We start from the raw sequence: 21,280 nt of genomic DNA, 5'->3' as shown, positions 1-21,280 counted from the left end.
CACTCCACATCCGCATGAAACCTCTTCTTTTCACCTTCCTCCTCGTCACCCACCTCCGCGCTGCCGAGGGCCAGCGTTTTGACCTCTCGAAGCGGGCCAGCGAGATCGATCCGCGAGCGAAGGAGCACCCGGAGATCAAATTCACCTTCACCGATGACAAGGGGAAGCCCGCCGACCTTCAACATGCCGTTGTGGACACGCGTGTGCCGTCGCAGGGCAAACTCGTGATCTGGCTCATGGGGCACAATCAAGGGCTGTTCGAGCGCATCTCCAGCTACGGCTATCACGGCATTCAGCCGCATTACTCGAACGGCTGGTTCGCTGGCATCACCAAAGCACAGTATGAGGACGGCTCCGGCACTGTGTTGGGCAATATCCGCCTCGAAGCCGCCACGGGCGACGATCACAGCCCGCTGGTGAACATCCCGAAGCCGGATGGCATGATGGAGCGCTCGTTGCAGTTCGTGAAATGGCTCGTCAAAGCGAACCCTGAGGGCAAGTGGCAGCAGTTCCTCGCCGACGACGGCAACGGCCTGCGCTGGGAGAAAGTCATCATGAGCGGCATCTCGCACGGCAGCACGACATCAGCGCGTTTTGCCATGCATCAAAAGGTGGATCGTGTGGTGATGTTTTCCGGCCCTCGTGACAACACCGAGACCTGGCAAGGCGGCCCCTCCGCCACGCCCTCGAACCGCTTTTTCGGCTTCACGCACATTCTCGACGGCGGCTGGACCGCCGATCACTACTGCCGCTCCTGGCAACTGCTCAAGATGCACCACCACGGCCCCATCGTGAACATCGACGCCGCCAAGCCACCCTACGGCAACACGCGCCGCCTCATCACGAACATCGATGTGAAAAACAACGCCGGTCGTGCCCACACCATCGTCGTGCCCGGCGGCAAGGATCTTTTGGGTCAGTGGGTGTATGATGAGGTCTTCCGCTACCTCTTCACTCATCCCGTCGATCAAAGTGGCCCCGCAGTGCCGATGGATGCGGATTGCGAGATGGATCAACAGCAGCGGAAGTGAACCTGGAACCCAATCAACTAGGCAGGAGAATGGGGGCAAAAGAATCCATTCATGAGCTCAATCGCTGTCTAGCCATATGATCGAGCGGGTTCCTTTTCCTCGTAGGTAATCGCAGACTTATCATCCCATTCTCTTGCCCCCATTCTTCTGCCTAAACTCAGCTCATTTTCGCCCATGACCACCCGCCGCCATTTCCTCCGCAGCACCGGCACGCTCATCGCGCTGCCTGCACTCGAATCCATCGGCTTCAAGGCGTTCGCCGCTCCGAAAGTCGCGACACCACCGAAGCGCATGGTGTTCCTCGGCTTTGGCTGGGGGGTGACGAATGAGACGTGGTTCCCGGATAAAACGAAGGTCGGGGCCGATTGGCAGATCTCTGAGGGCCTCAAGCCGCTTGCTAGGCATCAGAAGGACATCACGGTAGTGCAGGGTTGTGCGAACAAGTTCGCCAATGAGGCGCACTGGGGCAGCACGTTTTGGCTCACGGGCGCGAATCGGTATGCCGAACCCGGTCAGAGTTTTCACAACAGCATCAGTGCGGATCAGGTGGCGGCGGCGCATTTGGGGAAAGAGACGCGCTTTGCCTCGATCCAGCTCAATACCCCGGACGTGGCGAACTCGGGCCACGGACCCGGCTTGTCGATGGCCTGGGACCCGCGCGGCAAACCGATGGCGGGGCTCGAAAATCCCGTCGCGGCGTTTCACCGCCTGTTTTCCGATGACACCACGCCGCTGAGCGAGCGACAGGCGATGCTCGCGCAAAAGCGCAGCGTGCTCGATGCCGTGCTGGAGGATGCGAAGCGAGTGCAGAACGGCCTCACGAAGGCGGACATCGACAAGCTCGACGAATACTACCAAAGCATCCGCAACATCGAGGTGCGGCTCGGCAAAGACGAGCAGTGGCTCAGCGTGCCGAAGTCCAAACCGCCCGTCACCGAGCCGAAGCCGGGCCTTGCGGGAAAGGCGGAAATTGAAGTGATGTATGACCTCATCGTCGCCGCCTTGCAGACGGACAGCACGCGGGTGCTCACCTACCGGCAGCCGGTGGGCACGTTGCTGCAAAGTCTCGGCACCAAGGTCGCGCCGCATGACATGAGCCACTACAGCCCCGGTGATCGCATGGCAGCCTCGCAGAAGCGTGACGAGACTCAAAGCGAGCTGCTCGCCGGTCTCATCGACAAGCTCAAGGCCACGAAGGAAGCTGATGGCACGACCTTGTTTGATCACATCGCCCTCGCCTACGGTAGCAACATCCGCACGATCCACTATCTCGACAACTGCCCTACCGTCCTCACTGGCGGAGCCGCGAACCTCAAACTCGGCCACCACCTCGTCCTGCCCAAAGACACGCCGCTGTGCAACGTCTGGCTGACCATGCTCCACGGCCTCGGCATCGAAGCCGAGCGACATGGAGATAGCACCGGTGTGGTGAAGGAACTCATCGTGTGATCCGCAAGCCACTTTAGGCAGAAGAATGGGGGCAGGAGAATCAATCCCTTCATTCTTTTGCCCCCATTCTCTTGCCTATTGAATCTCATGACTCGGCTCGTCCTCGTTCTCGTCACCTTCAGCTCCACGCTCCTCGCCGAGCCACCCCAGGCCTTGCTCGACACCAAGCACCGCGCCTTTCTCAAAGACAATTGCCTCAATTGTCACAATGCCGAGAAGCAAAAAGGCAAGGTCCGGCTCGATGACATCGAGTTCACGCTCGATTCAGTCGAAAAGGCTGATCTTTGGCAAAAGGTGCTGAACTCGATCAACTCGGGCGAAATGCCGCCGGAGGACGAAAAGCAGCCGGATCCCGCCGCGAAGACCGATTTCCTCGACGACCTCTCCCGCACGCTCGTCACGGCTCGCACAGCCCTCAGTGACTCCGGTGGCAAGATCACGATGCGGCGCCTGAATCGTCGCGAATACAAGAACACGATCCGCGATCTGCTCGGCGTGGACTTGCGTGTGAACGAGCTGCCTGCCGATGGCGGCGCGGGCACCTTTGATACCGTGGGATCATCGCTCTTCATGTCCTCGGATCAATTTGAGCAATACCTCGCGCTTGGACGTCAGGCGCTGGATGAGCACTTCGCACGTTATGTCGTCGCCGCGCCCGCCAAGCCGCTGAGTGTCCATATTGAAACCGAAGCGAGCAATCAACGGATCGTGAGAGGACTGCAGGAACGCGACGATGCACGCGCCCGTTATCTCAAATGGACAGCAGCCGTGGACGCGGCAGCCGCAAAGCCTGAGAACGCGAAGCTCAGCGAACAAATCCGCGCGGAGAAGAAAGACGACGCGAGACACCTGCACGAACAATGGAAACGGCTCACGGGCGCCCCATCACCCACCACCTTCGGCTTTACCGACGCCATTCATGCCGAGCAGATGGGCCGACGGGATTGGGAACACTTCGTGCCGCATCATCGCGCTTATGTGCAGCATCCGCTGGTGAAGACCGGCACCTTCCTCACCATTGACGATGCCTATGTGAACTCCCGCCAAATCTTCCAGCTCCCTGCCGACTGGCCAGCGGGCGATTACGTCATCCGCGTCCGCATCGCCGCGATGAACGGCCTTCCGCGTGAGCGGCGGTTTGTAGAGTTCGGTCCGCAAGATCCCAGCGGCGTCTGCACCGTGAGCAGCACTCACGAGATCACCGGCACCGCCGCTCAGCCGCAGGTGCTGGAGATTCCGCTGAAGCTCACGGAGTCAAAAACCCGGCTCTTCATGTTCCGCGAGCGGGGCTCCCACGAGTCCAATGCCTCTGCCAGCCGCCTCTTTGCCGAAGCGAAACAGCGCAACGGCATCGGGCCGGAGTTTGCGTTGTGGCTGGATTGGATCGAGGTGGAGAGCGCCAATGGTGCAAAGGCCGCACCTGTCGCTACGAAGGTCGAGAAGCTCCGCAAAGACCCCGAGCATTGGGCGAACAAATACATGCCCATCTATGCCGAGGGCTATGTGGAGAAGTATTCGCGCTTCCAAAAATGGTGCGCGGCGATTGATGAGGCGGCGAAGCAACCGGCGAACGCGGACATCGTGAAGAAGCTTCGCGATGACCCGAAGGTGAAGCAGTCGCCGCATGTGTTTTACAATCGCTTCGCTGAGATCGCGGGTGCGCCTGCGCCGACGAAGTTTGGTTTCAAGGACGTGGACGACGCACAGTTCGCCCGCAGCGAATACAGCTACCATCATCAATACTATGCCGACTACGCGAAGCTCCCGCAGCGCGAAACAGGCACGTGGCTCATGCTTTACTCGCTTGGCCGCTACACGGGCATCACTGCGCCGAACCAATGGCCTGCGGGCAAATACACGCTGCGCATCCGCCTTGCCGCCTCGGATGAGTCGCCCAAAGAGCGTCGCTTCATCGAGATCGGCACCGGCAAGGCCGACGCGGCCGACTTCAACGTGCTCAGCTCGCATCAAGTCACCGGCACGCTCGCAAGTCCGCAGACGCTGGAGATTCCTGTCGAGATCAATGCCAGCGGCGACCGCAACTTCGCCATCCGCGACAAACGCCCGAACAAGCGCGAGGCCGAATACGCGATGTTCCGCGAGGCCTGGGACAAAACCGGCACAGGCCCGCGTCCGTGCATTTGGGTGGACTTTGTCGAGCTGGAAGGGCCGGTGAATGACGCGCCCGTTTTGACCAAGACCATCAAACAACGTCGCGAGGTCGAGTTGCATGCGAACGCGATGGTCGGCGGCACTTACAATGGCTACTTCAAAGGCGGCTACGAGGCGGCGAAGAAGTTCATGGAGACCAAGCAGCCGCAGAAGGGCATCCCGGACGAGCAGGAGGCGAAGTTTCGTATCCGTGGCTTTGAGCAGCATGGGCCCACGTTTGAGCGTTACCTGAACGATCCGCTCACCAAGATCGGCGCGTATTTGACCATCTACAACGTCCACAAAGAAGAGGTCATCACGCTGCCGCCGGATCAGCCCTCCGGCTGGCTCAAAACGAAGCACGAGGTCGAAAAAGCCGAGCCGGGCGATTACATGCTGCGTTTCCGCATCGGTGCGGTGAAGGGCACTCCGAAGGAGCGGCACTTCGTCGCGCTCGGCAGTCGCAAGGCGGGCGATGAAGACTTCACCTTGATGCAGACTTTCCAAATCAGCGGCACCACCGACGCACCGCAGATCATCGAGGTGCCGGTGAGCCTCGCCGCCGATGGTCCGCGCACCTTTGTGCTGCGCGAGAAGCGGGATGTGAAGCTCGATCACGAGCTTTTCACCACCGCGCAGAAAGCCACTGGCGTGGGACCGCCATCTGCGTTGTGGATCGATTGGGTGGAGTGGGAAGGCCCGCTGGTGAAGCAAGCACCCATCGCCAAAGTCGAGCGCATCGAGCCGGAGAAACGCCGCGCCGATGTCGAGCGCGGTCATTTGCGCTTCCAATACCTCAACGAGCAATACGCCAAGTGGAAGGCCGCCGGTGGCGATGAGAAGCGGCTGAAGGAGTTCGACTTCACCGACAAATCGCACGCCGAGTTCGCCAAGGTCGTGTGGGACAGCAACAACCGCTGGTTCCAGCAATACCTCGACCGTCCTCTCTCGAAGACCGGCCTCTATCTCGACAACACCGTCCAGGAAACCTGCGAGCACGCCATCGACCTGCCCGCAGACCTCGCCACCGGCGACTACATCATGCGCGTGAAGATCGGCCGCGTGCCCGACATGCCCACAGAGCGCGCCTTTCTCTCCTTTGTCGAAGCCAGCCCCATCGACAAAGACGACCGCACCTTCCTCGCGAACAAGCAGATCACCGCCACGCTCGAGCAGCCCGAGATCATCGAGCTGCCCTTCCAAATCCGCCCCGGCGGTCCACGGAAGTTCATCCTCATGGAAAAGCGTCCGCTGAAAAAAGAAACCATCAGTCTGCCAGGACGCACCCGCCAGATCACCGAAGCCAAACAACGCGATCCCGTGCTCTGGATCGACTGGATCGAGTGGCAAGGCCCGCTGAACAAGGCCGAAACCAGTTCACAGGCCCAACCCGTCATCGCCGCCGGAGAAACGAATGCCCGCACCGTGCTCCAAACCTTCGCCGAACGAGCTTTTCGCGGCAAAAAGCCCTCCGCCGCCTTTTTGGACAAACTCACCGCCCTCTACGAAGTGCGCCGCAAAGCCGGCGATGCGCACGAAGCAGCTCTCAAAGAGCCACTGAGCGTGATTCTTGCTTCGCCTGGGTTTTTGTATCTTCAGGAAAGTGGTTTGGGCTTTAGCCCAAATGAGAAGGCAGAAGTTGGGCTAAAGCCCAAGCTACTTTCCCAACCTGAACTCGCTTCCCGCCTCTCCTACTTCCTCTGGAGCGCTCCACCCGATGAAGCTTTGCTCGCCGCCGACCTCACCAAGCCAGACATCCTCACCCGCGAGGTGGACCGCCTCATCACCAGCCCGAAGGCGGACGAGTTCGTCAGCGGTTTCGTGCATCAATGGCTTGGCATGGACCGGCTCGACTTCTTCCAGTTCGACACCAAGCAGTTCCGTGACTTTGACGAAAGCGCCAAGGCCGCCGCACGCCGCGAGGTCTATGAAACCTTCGCCCACCTGCTGCGAAACAGCGGCAGCCTCACGAAACTGCTCAAGAGCGACGAAATCCACGTCAACGGCCTGCTCGCCACCTACTACGGCATCGAAGGTATCAGCGGCGATGTGTTTCAAAAGATCAAACTCCCCGCCAACTCCCCACGCGGCGGCCTGCTCGGCATGGCCGCCATCCTCGCCATGGGCAGCAACGGCGAGCGCACCAGTCCCGTCGAGCGCGGAGCCTGGGTGCTGCGCAAACTCCTCCACAACCCACCACCACCCGCCCCGCCGAATGTGCCGCAGCTCGACCGACTCGCCACCAAGCCTGTCAGCCCGCGCGAGCGTCTGCTAGCTCATCAAGAAGAGCCGCAGTGCCTCCAGTGCCATCGCAAGATCGACCCCATCGGCTTCGGCCTCGAAAACTTCAACGCCGCCGGCAAATGGCGCGACGTCGATCACGACCCCAAAACCAAAAAAGACTGGCCCATCGACCCCGCCGGCCAATTCCACCACGGCCCCACCTTCCAAACCTACTTCGACCTCCGCGACCAAATCGCCGCCAAGAGCGAAAACTTCGCCCAAGGCTTCACCGAAGCACTGATCGAGTATGCGCTCGGCAGGCCGTATGGGTTTACGGACATCGCTCTCGCCGAAGACATCGTGAGAAAAGCCAAAACGAAGGATTTTGCGATTCGCGAGCTCATCCTCGCACTCGTCACCAGCCGGGAGTTTGGTCAGAAATAGAGATGTAGGCAAAAGAATGGGGGCAAGAGAATGAATCTGTTTTCTATTCTTTTGCCCCCATTCTCTTGCCTAAATTGCTTTGTCGAGTGTCAGCGCACCTCTCCGTATCAACCCAGATGATCCGTTCCACCTTCCTCCTCCTCGTTGCCTCCACCGCTGCCGCTCTCGATTACCCCCACGTCACCGCCGAGCCTCAAAAGACCGGCTGGCCGCTCACGGCGGAAGAACGGGCCTATGTCGTCGATAAGCCGGAATACGAGCGTCGCCCCGGTCGTGAGTCGAACAAGCATCTGCCGCAACTTTGGCCTCAAGTGCCAACGGCGGGCCATTTCGGCGGCGATTCATGGCTGAAGCTCCACGAGGCGCATGTGAAGACCGTGCAGGCGAATCAAGGCCCGCTCGATGTGTTGCTCGTCGGCGACAGCATCACGATCCAGTGGGGCGAGTCGTGGAAGAAGCACTTTCCCGACCTCAAAGCCGTCAACATCGGCATCGGCGGCGACAAAACGCAGAACGTCCTCTGGCGGCTCGACCACGGCGGTGTCGAGGGACTTCAGCCGAAGGCCATCGTGCTCATGATCGGCAACAACAACATGTTCTTCACCCCCGAGACCGGCATCGAAGCCGCCGCCAAAGGCATCGAGATGTGCCTGAAGAACCTCCGCGAGAAGTTCCCCGCCGCCGCCATCATCGTGGCGAAGATCCTGCCAGCCCACACACCCGGAAACGCCTTCTACGAAGACATCAAGAAGACCAACGCCGCTCTCGATCCGCTCAAGCTCGACAGCGATCCGAACGTGAAAGTCCTCGATTTATGGCCCGACTTCACCAATGCGGACGGCACCATCAAGAAGGACCTTTTCACCCCGGATAACATCCACCTCTCGCCTGCGGGCTATGCGGTGTATGCCGCCAAATTGAAGCCGCTGCTGGTGGTGAAGTAACCGGAATTAGGCAGAAGAATGGGGGCAAGAGAATGAATCTGTTTGTTATTCTTCTGCCACCATTCTCCTGCCTACGTTCCCCAAGTATTATGCGTCAGATTCTCCTCGCCTGCCTGTTTGCCACCTCGCTCTTCGCTGCGCCACCGACGGTGTTTTTGAAGCAGCATTGTTATGACTGCCATGATGCGAAGACGAAGAAGGGCGACCTCGATTTGACCGCGCTCAGCTTCGACGCGCAGCATCTGGACCTGCTCGTCAAAGTGCATGATGCGGTGGAGCGTGGCGAGATGCCGCCGAAGAAGAAAATGCAGCCTGCAGAGGCGGAAAAGGCTGCGTTTGTAAGTGAGATGGACGCGAAGCTGATGGCGCTGGCGAAGGCGGGCGATCAGGGTCGCATTCGGATGCGGCGGATGACGCGGGTGGAGTTTCAAAACACGCTGCAGGATCTGCTGGCACTGCCGAGGCTCGACATCACGGCGCTGCTGCCGGCGGATGGTCGCGTGGCGGGCTATGACAAGATGGCGGGAGCGCTGGACATCTCGCCCGCGCATCTCGCGGCGTATGAGGAGGCGGTGGAAAAGGCGCTGGATGCGGCAATCGCCACGAGCAGTGCGCCGCCGCGAGTCTTCAAGAAGCGAATCTATCCGGCTGGGTTGTTCAAGTTTGGCGGGAACCTGCTCCAGGGGCAGTTCGTGCTGCTGAAGGACAAGCAGCCTGATCCCGCGCTGCCGGTGCGTGGCGGCTTTGAGGACAAAAAAGGCCATGTGGGCGATGCGGGGCCGGACTTGGAGGAAAGGCGCAAGCTGCTCGAAACCGCGAAGAAATCGCAAAGCGCAGTCGGTTTACTCAATCCGAATCTCGCGGGTTATGAGGCGGCGATGAATGTGTCGCCGATCTACGCGGGGATGTATCGCATGAAGCTCTCGCTGTGGGGTTTTCATTGGAACGAGGGCAAGCCGGAGCCTTGCGCCGCGCCTCAAGCTGCGGTGCTGCGGGCGCATGAGGAGGGCAAGCAACAGGAAGGCGGGCGCTTGCTGCGTGCCTTCACCGCGCCGTCGATGAAATCGAACGAGGCGGAGATCACCGAGTGGCTCGATGCGCATGAGAGCATCGTCTTTGATCCCGTTTCGGTCCCGTGGAACGGTCTGCGCATCGGCCAGGTCGCCGGGCGGGCGAAAAAGCATGTGGGGCCGGGCGTGGCGATTGACTGGTTCGAGATCGAAGGGCCGATCAACGCCATGTGGCCGCCAGAGAGTCACAAGCGGCTCTTTGGCGATCTGCCGATCAAGCCATGGCAGCAAGGCAGTGAGGCGATTCCGCCGCAACGCGAGGAGGTGCGCAGCATCGGCGGTTATGTGCCGAGCATGCATTTCGATCTCACGCCGCAGGAGCGAAAGCCGACGCTGGAGACCGTGCAGTCCGCGCAGCCGGAAGCGGATGCCCGCAAGCTGCTCACGACGTTTTTGCCGAAGGCGTTTCGTCGGGAGGTGAAGCCCGAAGAGATCGAGCCCTATGTGGCTCTGCTGCGCTCTCGACTTGCCGCGAAGGACTGCTTTGAGGATGCCATGCGGCGTGTGTATGTCGCGGTGCTCACCTCGCCGGAGTTTTTGTTTCACGCGCCGGATTCGCTGGCCTCTCGACTCTCCTACTGGCTCTGGAACGGCCCACCGGATGCCGAGTTGCTCGCCGCAGACCTCCAAAACCCAGCCGTGCTCCACAAAGAGGTGGATCGCCTGCTCGCGGACAAAAGAAGCGAGCGCTTCATCGAGGACTTCACGAATCAATGGCTCGAACTTAGCCGTCTCGATGAAACCACGCCTGATCCGCAGCTTTACCCCGAGTATCGCTTTTTGCTCCACGAAGGCATGGCCGCCGAGACGCGTGCCTTTTTGCGCGAACTCATCCAAAACGATCTCCCCATCACTGCGCTGCTCAAACCGGGCTTTGCCATGCTCACGCAGCGCCTCGCCGAGCACTACGGCATCAAAGATGTGCATGGTGTGGAGCCGCGCAAAGTGTCGCTGCCACCCGAGAGTCTGCGCGGAGGCCTGCTCGGCCATGCGGCCATTCACAAGCTCACCGCGAACGGCACCACCACCTCGCCCGTGAAGCGCGGCGTATGGGTCATGGATCGCGTGTTGAACGATCCCGCCCCACCACCGCCGCCCGGCGTCTCCGCGGTCGATCCCGATACTCGCGGCACCACCACCGTGCGCGAGCAGCTTGAGAAACATCGCGCCGATGCCAACTGCGCCGCCTGCCACGCGAAGATCGACCCTGCTGGATTCGCGCTCGAAGCCTTCGATCCGATTGGAGGCCTGCGTGATCGCTACCGCTCCAACGGAAAGGGAGATGAGCCACCCGAAAAAGGCAAAACCGACTGGCGCGTGCAATACAAGCTCGGCCCCAAAGTGGACCCTAGCGGCACCCTCACCGATGGCCGCTCGTTCAGCGGCCCGAATGATCTGAATGCCCTCCTCACCAGCGATCCCGCCCGACTCGCCCGCGCCTTCGTCGCCCACCTCTCCCGCTTCGCAACCGGAGCCGAAGTCAGCTATGCCGACCGAGCCCAGATCCGCCAGATCGTCGAAAGCACGAAGAGCAGCGGGTATGGCATCAAGTCGTTGATCCATGCTTTGGCTCGAAGCGAAGTCTTTATCGACAGGAGAATGGGGACAGAAGAATGATTTCTTTGTTCCATTCTCTTGTCCCCATTCTTTTGTCGATTCTTTACTGTCATGCCTATTCACCGCACACTTGAACTCCAAAGCATCTCCGACAAAGCCTTCGCCGAGATTGACGAGGTAGTGATGCGTTGTGCTTACGCGAGTCAGAACCATTTTGGTCGGCTGTTCGACGAGCGCATCTATGAGAACGACCTAGCGGCGAGGTTGCGTGCAGAAGGGTTCGAGGTTCACACACAAGTCCCGGTCAAAGTCAGTCATGGAAGCTTCGAAAAGACCTACTATCTTGATCTTGTCGTGAACCAGATGCTCTACGAGCTGAAGGTCGTTGCCTCGCTGCTCCGGGAGCATGACGCCCAAGCGCTCAACTATGCGATGCTGCAAAACATCCGTCTCGTGAAGCTCCTGAACTTTGGCGAGTCCGAAGTTCGCGGAAAACTGCTCCGCAATGCCATAGGTGAACCCGAACGCCATCAGCCCACCATGCGAAAGACAGGCTGGAGACCATTAGGACCTCGTTGCACGGAGTTGATCGAACATCTCAAAGAACTCATCCGCGACTGGGGAACTCGTTTGGATTATCGGCTCTACAATGAAGCCCTCATCCATCACTTCGGAGGTGAGTCCAATTGTTTGCTGCGGACAGAACTGATAACTGGAAGCGTTTCGCTTGGCACTCATCCCGTGCCGCATCACGATGACGAATATGGTTTCGTTGTCACAGGATTCACGCGACCCCAATCCGGCTATCGACAGCACCTGGAGATTCTATTGCAGCACGCGCCGTCGCTGAAAGGTATTCAGTGGATCAATCTGAACCATTCCCGGCTGGAGGTGACGACGATTCAGTCAGATATCGACAAAAGAATGGGGACAGAAGAATAGCCCGAAACAGAAATCCTTAATCCATTCTCTTGTCCCCATTCTTTTGTCGATTCCCACCATGACAACCCGCCGAAACTTCCTCCGCGCTGCTGGCGCTTGCCTCGCTCTACCTTCCACCGGGCGGGCGGCTGAAAAGCTGCCGCCGACGCGGCTTTTCGCCATTCATGTGCCGCTGGGCATGATGCCGCAGTTTTTCTTTCCAAAGGCTGGCGAGACCTCCAGCCCCTATCTCGACCTCATCGCCGCGCATCGTCCGCACTTCACCACTTTCTGCGGCCTGTCACATCCAGGGGTCGATGGAAATCACCACGCAGGTCAGTGCTTCCTCACGGGTGCGCCGCATCCAGGGCAGCCAACCTTCCGCAACAGCCTCTCGCTGGATCAGTTCGTCGCGGAGCAGATCGGACTCGACACGCGCTTTCCCTCGCTCGCCGTGTCGGTGCGCAAGGGCGAGCACTATGCCGACTCCATCGCGGTCTCGCGCTCCGGCGTTGTTTTGCCCTCCGAAACCAGCGCCGAGAGGCTTTATCGACGCTTGTTCGTCGCCGGAACGCCCGAGGAAAAAGCCGCGACCATGCGCCGCATCGAAGCCGGTGGCAGCGTACTCGATCTGATCCTCGACAAAGCCAAGCGACTCGAAAAAAGCACCGCCGCGGAGGATCGGGCGCGACTCGAGCAATACTTCCAAAGCGTGCGCGAACTCGAAGGCCGCCTCCAGCGCAACATCGAGTGGGAAAACCGCCCGAAGCCGAAAGTGGACTACCCGCAGCCCAAGGACATCGCCGATGCCAACGAGGTCATCGCCAGGTCCAAGCTCATGTTTGACCTCATCCGCCTCGCCTTGCAGACGGACAGCACGCGCGTCGTCACGCTCTCGCTCAGCACCTTCAGCGTCGTGCCGCATGTCCCTGGCGTGAAGAGCGAAACCCACGGCCTCACCCACCACGGCAACGAACCCGACAAGATCGCCGAGTTGAAGAAAATCGAAGAAGCCCAGATGACAGCCTTAGGTGACCTCCTGAAGGCCTTTCAATCCGTCAACGAAACCGGCGGTAGTTTGCTCGACCGCACCCAAATCCTCTACGGAAGCTGCCTCGGCAACGCCAACTCCCACAGCAACCAAAACCTCCCGCTCATCCTCGCCGGTGGCGGCTTCAAGCACGGCCAGCACCTCGCCTTCGACACGCAAAACAACACACCGATGGCGAACCTCTTTGTGTCCATGCTTCAAAACCTCGGCATCGAGGTGGACAAATTCGCAAGTAGCACGGGAACGCTGAGTGAAGTTTCCCGCATTTAAAAGCGATTCCTTATCAATGAACCGTTTCGCCCGCATCCTTCTGAGTTTGCTCACCACGCACACGTTCGCCGCTGAACCAACGGCGGCGGACTGGATGCCAGGCGTGGAGGATCGAACGGCGCTTTGGTGGACGGAAGGGCCGCCAAAGATGTTTGGCGATGCGGCGCGACCGAAGGAGGAGGTACTGAGCTTTGAGTTTGGGAAGCAGACGATGCGCTTCGATACACGGCACGTGCGCTTGGTGGACAGTGGGTGGGAGTGTGCGGTGATCGTTGAGGGGCGGAGGTTTGTTTGCAACGGGCGCACGCAGTCGGATGACGAGTGGCAGCAGCCAGTTCGCTTCGTGGAGAGTGGTCGCTTTTTCCAGCGGGTGGTGATTGAGGGGCTAACGTTCGCGGATGCGGAGGGCAAGGCCTTCGACGGCACGGCGCGACTGGAGATCAGCGTGTGGCCGGATCGGCTGGCGTTTCGCTTGGAGAGCGAATGCGAGGCGGTGATAGAGCTGCGGCATGGTGAGAAGAAGGCGAGCGGCAGTCGCAGCGTGTTGCTGGAGGTGCTCGCGGGCGATACGAAGGCCGTGGTGGAGTCGGAACTGACGGTGACGCGGGATGAGGCGCTGGGTTGTCATCGGCTGGCGTTGCCTCAAAAGCCGTGGAGCAATGCAGGTGGCACTTATTATCCCGAAGAGCACCTGGATCGCATCGACCGCTGGCGTGTGACGCTGCGCAATGACACCGATGAGCCCACGGTGGCGCGGTTGATGTTCACGCAGGAGAAGCATCTGCCGATCACGGGCTTCACGCCGATGCTTTGCGAACTCGATGGCACGCCGACGGGCATTCCGGTGCAGCTTTCAAAGAATTGGCACATCCGCGCGGAGAAGGGTCGCCTGCCGCATGACGGGTCGTGGTTTCATGGTTTCGCGTATGTGCGAGTGCCGGCGAAGTCGCGGCGCGAGTTGGTTTTCCAAATGGTGCATGCTCGCTACGGCGGCGTGTGCGCGGCCTCTCATGCGCAGCTCTGTCTCATCGGCTGGGGACACAATCAATTCTGGGATCAGGCGGCGGTGGGCAGCTTTGGCGAGAGCATCTGCTTCGAGCCGGGACGCGTGCAGCGTCGTTGCTTCATCACCGATGTGCGTCCTCTGATGACCTTGCCCGTCGAGCCAAAGACGAAACGCTGGGGCTGGGCCGAGAACTGCGGTGGCGGCGATTTCCTCATGTGGAAGGATGCGCAGGGGTGCTATCAAAAGATGATCGGCACGCGCACGGACTATCGAGCACATGGACCGTGCCTCACCGATGTGAGCTACAGCGAGGAATCGAGCGGCGGCGAGATCGCGGCACGCATGGACGTGTCCGTGCCTGCGGCGAATGATCATCTACGCACCTTGCTGCGGCTGCGTTACGACGTGCGGAAGCCGCTGCGTTGGCAAAGGCTCGCGTTCTTCCAACTCGGCGCGGATTTCTACAACGACGTGCCCGCGCGCCGCGTGGCCATCGGCGATGTCACCGGCCTGCGCGAGGAATGGGAGCCGCGACGTGCGAAGGACGAGTATGATCGCACCGCGCTGCCACTCGATTGCGAGAGTGCATGGATCTCCGTGCATGGCGTGGAGCGTGAGGCCTTGAAAAAAGGCCACGCGATGGCGAGTCGAGGCCTCATCGTGCGCTCGTGGCGTGCCGTTCTCGGCGGAAAACCCGCCGCGCCCCATGTGTCCACCTTCTGCACCGAGTGGGGCAAAGGAAACCACAAGACCGCCATCGAGCTTTCGCCGCTGCCTGGCCTCACCGAGTTGCAGCCGGGCGACTTCGTCGAGGCAGAACTCGAACTCGTCATCTTCCCCGCCGATGCCGCCGCTTACTACGGCCCGGATGCCAAGCTGCGTGACATGCTCACCCACGCTGCCGACACCTGGCGTCCCGTGCATCGCGAGGCGAAAGGCAACGCGCTGATACCCATCGCGAAATGCGGTATTATCACGAAGAGCTACCCACTGGTCATCACCGTCGATGATGAGCAGCGTGCGCAGTGCCTCGTGAAAGGCGGACTCGGCCATCTGCCGGTGACTTTCGCCGGTTTGAAGTCACCGAAGGGCCATCGTGTGCTCGTGGATGGCCAACCGGTCACGCATTGGCAGACCGACTGGAATGCGGCGACACAACGCTGGCAGATTGTGTGCAATGTGGCTGCTGGTCTGGAGCATGAGGTCGTTTTGGACAAGGCGGATGAATGATCTGACCGATTCGGACTGAAAATAGGCAGAAGAATGGGGGCAAGAGAATGATGGTATCCATTCTCCTGCCTAACTTGGCTGGGAAAGATTGGGGGTAAAAGAAGGGGAACCACTATTTTCTGATCTTTTACCCACCATCTTTTACCAACGAAAAGTTACTCCATGTTCCAACATCCAGTCACGCGGCAGTCCGTGTTCCTGCCTAAATCAACACCGCCAACCACGCGAGAACGCTCTTCTCAAAGCCTTTGAAGACGTCATCATCGAGCGCCGTTACCTCCAAATCCTCCCATGAACCGCCTCACCTTCCTCCTCGCCACTGCTTTCGCTTTCCACACCTTCGCGGCCGAAACGCCGGTCGAGACCGATCCGCGGCTGCATTCCGATGGCCAAGGCTGGAAGCTCAATCAGGCGACGATCAAAGACCCAAAGCGTCCACGCGTGCTGCTCATCGGTGATTCGATCCTCAGCGGTTACATGGCTCATGCGATCAAGAAGCTCGACGGCAAGGCCTACGTCGATGCCTGGGTGAACCCCTACAACCAGTCCGAGCATCTCAACACGAAGATCCTGCCCGACGTGCTCGCGAAAGGGCCGTATGACGTGATCCATTTCAACATGGGCCTGCACGGCTGGCAGGAGGGCCGCATCAAACCGGGCACCTTTGAACCGCTGACCAAGGGCTACGTCGATGCCATCCGCGCGAAGCTCCCCAACGCCAAGCTCATCTGGGCCAGCAGCACGCCGGTGATGCTGGAAGGCGATGTCAAAACGCTCGATCCCGTCATCAACGGCACCATCATCGACCACAACCGCATGGCCGCCAAAGTCATGGCCGAATGCAGCGTGCCGGTGAGCGACTTCTACGCCCTGCTCGTGGACAAGCTCGACCTCGCCCGCGGCGGCAAAGACAAGTTTCACTGGAACGGGCCCGCGTATCAAATCCTCGGTGACAAGTGCGTGGAGGAGGTGCTGAAGGCGTTGCCAGCATCGAAGTAGAGAATGTGGTGGAGTCCTCTGGACTCCGATGTAGCAGCCGGGACGGCTGCACCACATTTGCTGGCGCTTTCATGACAAACTCACTTCAGATGCACTCAAAGCTTTCACTCATCGCCGCCTTTTGGGTGACTCAGTTCGCCGCGTTACACGCGGAAGCACCTGCAGCGACCACGACGAAGCTCGATGTGGTTTACAAGACGACTGAGCAGGGTCCGTTGAAGCTCGATCTGCATTATCCCACCGCGCCGAAGGCTGGAGCGACGTTTCCGCTCGTGCTCTTCACGCATGGCGGCGGCTGGGCGGCGGGCACGAAGAAGATTGAGCGCGGCGTGAGACTCATGGGCGTGAAGGCGCTGAATGCACAGGGCTTTTGCGTGGCGTCGGTGGACTACCGGCTTTGCACGAAGGAGGGAGAAATCACCGTGCGCGATTGCGTGACGGATGCGAAGGACGCTCTGCGCTTTCTCGCAAAGAACGCCGTGTCGTTCTCGCTCGATGCGGAGCACTTCTTCACCTGGGGCGACTCGGCGGGCGGCCATCTCGCGCAGATGCTGCTGCTCTCGCCGCCGGAGTCGTTTCCCGGCGATCCAGCGCTCGCGGAGGCGAAGTATCGGCTCATCGCCGGTGTGTCGTGGTATGGGCCGTGTGATTTCGAGAAGATCGACCTCTTCACTCCGCCCGGCGGCAGCGACGTGCGGGATCGTTTCGGCTCCCGCATCCTCAAAGCGGGCGCAGACGAGAACACCAAGATCGCCGCCTATCGCGAGGTCAGCCCGGTGAACTACCTGCGTCCCGACAGCCCGCCGCTGCTCATGATGCAGGGCGCTCAAGATCCGACCATCCCCGTGCAGCATGCGCATTACATGAAGGAACGCGCCGCTGCGGTGAAAGCGCCTGTGGAGACCTTCATCGTCCAAAACTCCGGCCACAACTGGCGCGAGGTCGGCGGCCCGCTGAGTCCGACACTCGAAGAAATCATGATAAAGACGGCCGCCTTTATGAAAAAGCATTTGGAGCGCGTTTCATCATCCCCCAGTCGATGATTTTCTGCCGCCGCATCCTTCCGCTCTTCCTGTTTTGTGGTCTTTTGCCGCTCTCGGCGGCTCATGCCCAGGGTATGCCGTCGCAGATCGAGCAGAGCTGCATCGAGTGCCATGATGCGGAGACAAAAAAGGGCGGGCTCGATCTCACGGCGCTGACCTTTGATCTGCGGGATAGAGCCATGCGTGAGCGCTGGGTGCGGGTGCATGATCGTGTGGAGAAAGGCGAGATGCCGCCGAAGGTCGATGACATGTCTGCGGCGGATCGCACGGCTTTGGTGAAGGCGCTGGATGTGTCGCTGAATGAAGCGGATCGTGCGGAGGTGCTGGCGAATGGCCGGGGACCGCTGCGCAGGCTGAATCGCGACGAGTATGAGCAAAATCTGCGTGATGTGCTGCAACTGCCCGATCTCGATATTCGCGATACTTTGCCGGAGGACCGCGAGGGGCATCGGTTTAACAAAACGGGCAGCATGCTCGACATGTCGCGCGTGCAGCTCACGGCCTATCTGGATGCTGCGGAGGCCGCGCTGCGTGCGGCGATGGCCACGGAGCCTGCGCCGCCGCCGGTGGTGAAAAAGCGAGTGGTGGGCACGGATTTGTTTCCGGGCACGGGCACGTTTGGAAATCGCGAGGCGATGTTCTTCGCCAAGGACAACAAGTTCATCGAGTTGGATGGCAAAAAGGCCAAAGAGTCCGCGAAGGATGAGTCGCTTGAGATGGCGCTGTTTCGCTCGGCGAGCTGGCCCTACCTCGGCACGCCGCGTGGTGTCGTCGCGAAGCACGCGGGGCGCTACAAGGTGCGCTTTTCGGCTCGCGCGGTGCTGCAGCAGCCGGGCTACGCCTTGCTGCCCGCGAAGCAACCGGTGCCGATGACCTTCCGCACGCGGAAACCGGCCGGCGTGGACATCATCAATGAAGTGCGCGCCTCCGGCGGCGTGATCGACATCCAGCCTGAGCAGCGAGTCTATGAGACGACGATCACGCTGCGGGCGGGAGAGTCCTTTGAATACAGCCTGCTCGGCCTGCCGATGCCGCTGGCGCAGAACCCCAACGGCTCCGCGCCGACGTATCGCTACCCGCCTTTCCCGGAGGGTGGTCAGCCGGGTGTCGCGGTGCAATGGCTCGAAGTCGAAGGTCCCCTTCCGCCGCCAAGCTGGCCACCGCCTTCGCATCGCGTGCTGTTTGACGATCTCGGCATCGAGGTGACGCCGAAGAACGCCCAAGAGGATGCAAAACGCCTGCTGCGTCGCTTTGTGAGCCTCGCTGCCCGCGAACCAGTGTCGGAGGATGATTTGCGTTTGTTTGAAGCGCTTATCGCCGAGCGCTTGGAGAAGGGCTCGGCGTTCAAAGAGGCGCTGCTGGCCGGTTACAAAGCCTTTTTGGCCTCCGGCGACTTCATCTACCTCCGCGAGCCGGAATCGGCGGACGATCCCTTCGCCATCGCCTCACGTCTCTCGCACTTTCTTACGAACTCGCGGCCCGATGCGCGTTTGAGCGATCTGGCGGCTCAGAAACGTCTGCGAGATGCCAAGACGCTGCGCGAGGAAACGGAGCGTCTGATCGCCAGCGGTGGCTTTGAGCGCTTCGTGACAAACTTCACCGACTACTGGCTCAGCCTGCGCCACATCCGCCGCGATGATCCCGACATCCGGCTCTTTCCGGAGTATCGCTTTGACGAGTATCTCGTGGAGAGCATGGAGCGCGAGACGCGCACCTTTTTCACCGCGATGCTTCGCGACAACCTGCCCGCCAGCGTGCTGGTGAAGGCGGATTTCGTCTTCGCCAACGACCGTCTCGCGAAGCACTACCAGCTCCCGCCACTCAGCGGCTCCGCCATGCGAAAAGTCGCCGTGCCGCAGGGCAGTCCGTTTGGTGGATTGCTCACGCAGGCCGCGGCTTTGAAAGTCAGCGCGAATGGCACGAACACCTCGCCTGTCGTGCGTGGTGCCTGGGTGATGGAGCGGCTCATCGGTCAGCCTCCTCCGCCACCACCGCCCAGCGTGCCCGCCGTCGAGCCGGACATTCGCGGTGCCAAAACCATCCGTGATCTCATGGCGCTGCACACGAAGGAAAAATCCTGCGCCAGTTGCCACGCCAAGTTTGATCCCGTCGGCCTCGCTTTGGAGAGTTTTGATATTCTCGGCGGTTGGCGCACGCGTTATCGCGGCATTGAAGAAGGCGAGCGCATCACCGGCATCGACCGTGCGGGCCACGACTACAGCTACACGCTCTCCGCGAACGTTGATCCCAGTGGCAAACTCATCGACGGCCGCACGTTCAACGATGTGCATGCTCTGAAAGCCATCCTCGCCGCCAACCCACGCCAGCTCGCGCGGAATCTGCTCCACCAGTTTACCGTCTATGCCACCGGCACCCCCGTCCGGTATTCCGACCGCCGTGAGATCGAGTCGCTGCTCGATGCGTGCGAGAAGGATGGCTATCGCGTGCGGGATCTGATGCTCGCGTTGGTGGAAAGTGAGATTTTCACCGGAGGGCAGTCCAAATGAAGACTTCCCGCAGATTCAGAAAACCCACCGATTAAAATCAGATCAGCCCAATCTGCGGGTTCTCTGAATCTGCGGGATAACTGCTTTTCCATGAACGCTCCTCACATTGCCAAGTCCCTCTCACGCCGCCGCTTTCTGCAAAGCGCGGGTGTCACGCTTGGATTGCCTTTGCTCGAATGCATGACGCCCGTGTTTGGACGTGCGGCGCAAGCGAAAGCACCCCGCCGGATGCTCATCATCTCGAACAACCTCGGCTTCCTGCCGAAGCCGTTTTTCCCGACGACCGCGGGGCGTGATTATGAGCTGACGCAGACGCTCGCGCCATTGGCGGATGTGCGGGGCGAGTTCAGCATCTTCAGCGGCATGTCACACCCCGATGTGAATGGCGGGCACAGCGCGGAGAACTGCTTCCTCACAGCCGCACGCGGGCCGACGAAGAGCGGGTTTCGCAATCAGATCTCGCTCGACCAGTTCGCCGTGGAAAAGCTCGGCCAGCTCACGCGATTTCCCACGCTGAACCTCGGCGTGAACATCGACAAAGCGAACCGCAGCCTCTCCTGGACACGCGACGGCGTTTTGCTGCCCGCCGAGGACAGTGCGCCGGCCTTGTTTCGTCGCATGTTCCTCCAGGGCGATCCAGCGGCGGTGAAACGACAACTCAACGCGCTCGACGAACGCGGCAGCATTCTCGACACGCTGCTCGATCACACAAAGAAGCTCAGTCGCGACCTCGGCAGCGATGATCGCTCCCGTCTCGATCAATACCTCACCTCCGTGCGCGAGGTGGAGGAGCGACTGCTCACTGCCCGCGAGTGGGAGCTGAAGCCGAAGCCCGTCACGAAGCTCCCCGAGCCCGCCGACATCCAGGACAAGAAGCGCATCTTTGAAAAGCTCGATCTCATGCTCGCCATGGCGCAGCTCGCCTTCGAGTCCGATTCCACGCGTATCATCACGCTCATGGTCGATGCCTTTGCCACGCCCGCCTTCAAGATCGACGACCACGAAAGTACCACCGAAGGCTACCACGGCCTCAGTCATCACGGCCAGGCTCCCGCAAAGGTGAAACAGCTCGAAGACGCCGACCGCCAGCAGATGGTGCTCTTCCGCAAACTTATCCAAAACCTCGCCACGAAGCGCGAAGACGACGCCCGACTGCTCGACCGCACGATGGTCCTCTTCGGCAGCAACATGGGTGATGCGAACAAGCACGACAATACCAACCTCCCCATCCTCCTTGCCGGCGGTGGCCTCAAACACGGCCAGCACCACGCCTTCAAAGGCGATCACGACAAACCGCTCTGCAATCTCTTCGTCTCTATGCTCCAGCACATGGGTGTCGAGACCGAATCGTTTGGATCAAGCACGGGAACTCTCACCGTTTAAA

At 60.3% G+C, this 21,280-nt stretch carries 12 protein-coding genes; all 12 read left to right on the top strand.

Annotated elements, in window-relative coordinates:
- Positions 1-14: 14 nt before the first annotated feature.
- A complete protein-coding gene (locus tag ACILSE_RS16775; protein ID WP_395718573.1) occupies positions 15-1,031 on the top strand; it encodes a BPSS1187 family protein in 1,017 nt (338 codons plus the stop codon).
- Positions 1,032-1,205: 174 nt separating this feature from the next.
- Entirely contained in the window at positions 1,206-2,480 is a 1,275-nt protein-coding gene (locus tag ACILSE_RS16770) for a DUF1552 domain-containing protein (RefSeq protein ID WP_395718572.1), read from the top strand.
- A gap of 87 nt (positions 2,481-2,567) precedes the next feature.
- On the top strand, positions 2,568-7,298 hold the full coding sequence (locus tag ACILSE_RS16765) for a DUF1592 domain-containing protein (protein WP_395718571.1): 4,731 nt from the start codon (positions 2,568-2,570) through the stop codon (positions 7,296-7,298).
- A 116-nt stretch (positions 7,299-7,414) separates the two neighbouring features.
- The gene (locus ACILSE_RS16760; protein WP_395718570.1) at positions 7,415-8,242 is read left to right on the top strand and encodes a GDSL-type esterase/lipase family protein; all 828 of its coding nucleotides are present in this window, start codon (positions 7,415-7,417) and stop codon (positions 8,240-8,242) included.
- 89 nt (positions 8,243-8,331) lie between these two features.
- Positions 8,332-10,929, top strand: a complete 2,598-nt coding sequence (locus ACILSE_RS16755) for a DUF1592 domain-containing protein (RefSeq protein WP_395718569.1) — start codon at positions 8,332-8,334, stop codon at positions 10,927-10,929.
- A gap of 51 nt (positions 10,930-10,980) precedes the next feature.
- A complete protein-coding gene (locus ACILSE_RS16750) occupies positions 10,981-11,811 on the top strand; it encodes a GxxExxY protein (protein WP_395718568.1) in 831 nt (276 codons plus the stop codon).
- Between the two features lie 58 nt (positions 11,812-11,869).
- On the top strand, positions 11,870-13,111 hold the full coding sequence (locus ACILSE_RS16745) for a DUF1552 domain-containing protein (RefSeq protein WP_395718567.1): 1,242 nt from the start codon (positions 11,870-11,872) through the stop codon (positions 13,109-13,111).
- A gap of 16 nt (positions 13,112-13,127) precedes the next feature.
- Positions 13,128-15,347, top strand: coding sequence for a hypothetical protein (locus ACILSE_RS16740; RefSeq protein WP_395718566.1), 2,220 nt, complete (start codon positions 13,128-13,130; stop codon positions 15,345-15,347).
- A 291-nt stretch (positions 15,348-15,638) separates the two neighbouring features.
- Complete coding sequence (locus ACILSE_RS16735; protein WP_395718565.1) at positions 15,639-16,346, top strand: SGNH/GDSL hydrolase family protein; 708 nt, start codon at positions 15,639-15,641, stop codon at positions 16,344-16,346.
- A gap of 71 nt (positions 16,347-16,417) precedes the next feature.
- Complete coding sequence (locus ACILSE_RS16730) at positions 16,418-17,389, top strand: alpha/beta hydrolase fold domain-containing protein (RefSeq protein ID WP_395718564.1); 972 nt, start codon at positions 16,418-16,420, stop codon at positions 17,387-17,389.
- Positions 17,386-19,896, top strand: a complete 2,511-nt coding sequence (locus tag ACILSE_RS16725) for a DUF1592 domain-containing protein (RefSeq protein WP_395718563.1) — start codon at positions 17,386-17,388, stop codon at positions 19,894-19,896. The genes ACILSE_RS16730 and ACILSE_RS16725 overlap by 4 nt, the downstream gene beginning before the upstream one ends.
- Positions 19,897-19,986: 90 nt before the next feature.
- Entirely contained in the window at positions 19,987-21,279 is a 1,293-nt protein-coding gene (locus ACILSE_RS16720) for a DUF1552 domain-containing protein (RefSeq protein ID WP_395718562.1), read from the top strand.
- The last annotated feature ends 1 nt before the right edge of the window (position 21,280 follow it).

It is taken from the genome of Prosthecobacter sp., from assembly GCF_044236155.1.
Taxonomy (GTDB): domain Bacteria; phylum Verrucomicrobiota; class Verrucomicrobiia; order Verrucomicrobiales; family Verrucomicrobiaceae; genus Prosthecobacter.
Note: the sequence above shows the minus strand (reverse complement) of the source record. Positions and strands in the feature narration are given on the sequence as shown.